The 2,710-nt window shown below is 38.3% G+C and carries 1 protein-coding gene, 1 tRNA gene and 2 pseudogenes; all 4 read right to left on the bottom strand.

What is annotated here, in order from left to right:
- Window positions 1-186 precede the first annotated feature (186 nt).
- A pseudogene (locus tag ABW51_RS10595) lies at window positions 187-267 on the bottom strand (IS3 family transposase); the annotation flags it as partial.
- Window positions 257-731: pseudogene (locus ABW51_RS10085) on the bottom strand (helix-turn-helix domain-containing protein); the annotation flags it as partial. The pseudogenes ABW51_RS10085 and ABW51_RS10595, both read right to left, overlap by 11 nt.
- A gap of 151 nt (window positions 732-882) precedes the next feature.
- Window positions 883-958 (bottom strand) — tRNA-Ala (locus ABW51_RS09465).
- An 80-nt stretch (window positions 959-1,038) separates the two neighbouring features.
- Window positions 1,039-2,481: a glutamate--tRNA ligase gene (gene gltX / locus ABW51_RS09460; protein ID WP_053466543.1), complete on the bottom strand. Its 1,443-nt coding sequence runs from the start codon at window positions 2,479-2,481 to the stop codon at window positions 1,039-1,041.
- Between the last annotated feature and the right edge of the window lie 229 nt (window positions 2,482-2,710).

Below are 2,710 nucleotides of genomic sequence, written 5' to 3'. Positions count from 1 at the left end.
GAGGTCGGGATTGATAAATGGCATATCACAGATAATCTTTCCGTATGGACAAATGTAGGCTATTACATGGGAACGCATAATTATCGTGATATTCGATATAATTTAGGCGTATCTTATCGCTTCTAATTTATATAGTTAAATATCTAAAAAAGGTGGGTTTTGATCTGCCCCCAAAAAGTTAGACTGTTAAATTAAGGACTGAGTTCTGTACTCCATAGGGCTTAGTCCTTTTAGTTTCCCCTGAATGAGCTCATGGTTGTAATAATGCTACATTTTTATCGTTTTTCGTCTTCAAGTGATAGAAGAAAATACTGCGTGCCAAGCCGATTAAATCTAATAAAATGGGCAGTGGAAAATGGGTATTTCGGTTGCATGGTTGGGCGACCTTTAGATTTGGAGATTAATCCGTTTATACCTTGTTTTTCAAAGGCTTGCAATCATCGGCTAATCACACTTGAATTGGCAATACCAAAGTATAAATATGCGGTTTCTGCAGAAAACTGCCCATTTTTAACCGCTTGTATCACGTTAAGTTTAAATTCAAGTGACTAATTCCGCTTCTTATCTAGCACAGCTAACCCATTGATTCTACTATAATTAAATTGGCTAATCCAATGCCGCAATGTTCTGTTGGCAAGTTGAAAATGTTTACGAGTAAGTGAACGATTTTTATCATTTTGAAGATAAAATTCGATGACCTGTTGTCTGAAAAGAGTGTTATATTTGGTCATAAAAAATCTGCAACTTAGTTGGTTATTTAGTCCAACTTTTGGGGTGCAGATCATTATGCGTTACTATGCGTTAAATTGAGTGCTAAAATGCGCTAAAATACTGATTTTTAAATACAAAAAAAGCAAGGTGATTTACCTTGCTTTATTGATATGGTGGAGATAATCGGGATCGAACCGACGACCTCTTGAATGCCATTCAAGCGCTCTCCCAACTGAGCTATATCCCCATAAAAGACAGCAACATAATAAAATTTGACTATGTGGCTGTCAATACGATTTTATTATGTGTTTGTTATCCGATTAAATATTAAGCGTTTTGTGCATTAATAAAATCAATAGCACGCTGAATACGCGCAAGTACGCGATCTCTGCCGATACCGACTAGGGTAACATCCATTGATGGAGATTGACCAGAACCTGTCACAGCGACACGTAATGGCATGCCAACTTTGCCCATTCCTACTTCTAGTTCAGCAGCCGTTTGCTCAATCGCTTCGTGAGTAGAATGTAAATCCCAGCTAGAAAGTGCGGTTAATTTTTCTTTTACTTTTGTAAGCGCTTCAACAGCATTGCCTTTGAAATGTTTTTTCGCTGCAGCTTCATCAAAGGTTTCAAACTCTTCAAAGAAGTAGCGGCTTGAACTTGCCATTTCTTTTAAGGTTTTGCAACGTTCCGCAAGCATAGAGACAATTTCAGTTAATGCAGGACCATTAGTTGTATCAATGCCTTGATCTCTGTAATGCCATTCAAGATGTTTAGCCACATATTCTGGCGGTAATTCACGGATATAATGTTGATTCAACCACTGTAATTTTTCAGTGTTGAATGCACTAGCTGATTTGCTAACGTGATCTAATTCGAAATAGTTGATCATTTCTTCGCGACTGAAAATTTCTTGGTCGCCATGTCCCCAGCCTAAACGAACAAGATAGTTGATTAAAGCTTCTGGTAAGTAACCATCATCACGATATTGCATTACGCTCACTGCGCCATGTCGTTTAGAGAGTTTTTGGCCATCATCTCCATTAATCATGGAAACGTGCGCATAGGTTGGAATTGGAGCACCAATTGCTTTTAAAATGTTAATTTGACGAGGCGTATTGTTGATATGATCTTCGCCACGTACCACATGAGTGATGCCCATGTCCCAGTCATCTACAACTACGCAGAAGTTATAAGTTGGTGAACCGTCTGTACGACGAATAATAAGATCATCAAGCTCACTGTTGCTGATTTCAATACGGCCACGCACTGCATCATCAAATACGACCGAGCCTTCAGTTGGATTTTTAAAACGTACAACATGGGGTTCATCAGGTGAATGGCTGTGATCGTGTAAACAGTGACGGTCATAACGTGGTTTTTCTTTATTCTGTTCTTGAGTATGACGAAGTTCTTCTAAGCGATCTTTAGTACAGTAACAACGATATGCTAAGCCTTGTTCAATCATTTCATCGATCACTTGGTTATAACGATCAAAGCGTTTAGTTTGGTAATAAGGGCCATGCTCCCACGGAAGATTTAACCATTCCATTCCTTCAATAATTGCAGCCGTCGCTTCTGGTGTTGAACGCTCTAAATCAGTGTCTTCAATTCGTAATACAAATTCGCCGTTATTATGTTTTGCGTATAACCAAGAATAAAGTGCGGTACGTGCGCCACCTACATGTAAATAACCTGTAGGGCTAGGAGCAAAACGAGTACGCACTTTTACATTTGGGTCTAAATTAAAAGGAGCATCTAGTTTCATTTTTATAACCTATCTTCAATAAAATATTAGTCGTTATTCTACTACGATTTGTTTGACTTCTAAATAAAAAAGCGGATTTTATGCTTATTTTTACGACAATTAAATAAAATTTAATAAAAAGGTATTGACTGAAAATGCATTCTCCCTATAATGCCAACCCACAACATTAAGGGCGATTAGCTCAGTTGGGAGAGCACCTCCCTTACAAGGAGGGGGTCACTGGTTCGAG

It is taken from the genome of Haemophilus sp. C1, assembly GCF_001276515.1.
GTDB lineage: Bacteria > Pseudomonadota > Gammaproteobacteria > Enterobacterales > Pasteurellaceae > Haemophilus.
Note: the sequence above shows the minus strand (reverse complement) of the source record. Positions and strands in the feature narration are given on the sequence as shown.

Coding starts and splice junctions, on each gene's coding strand:
- gltX (WP_053466543.1), bottom strand. CDS start 2,481: ATGAAACTAGATGCTCCTTTTAATTTAGACCCAAATGTAAAAGTGCGT.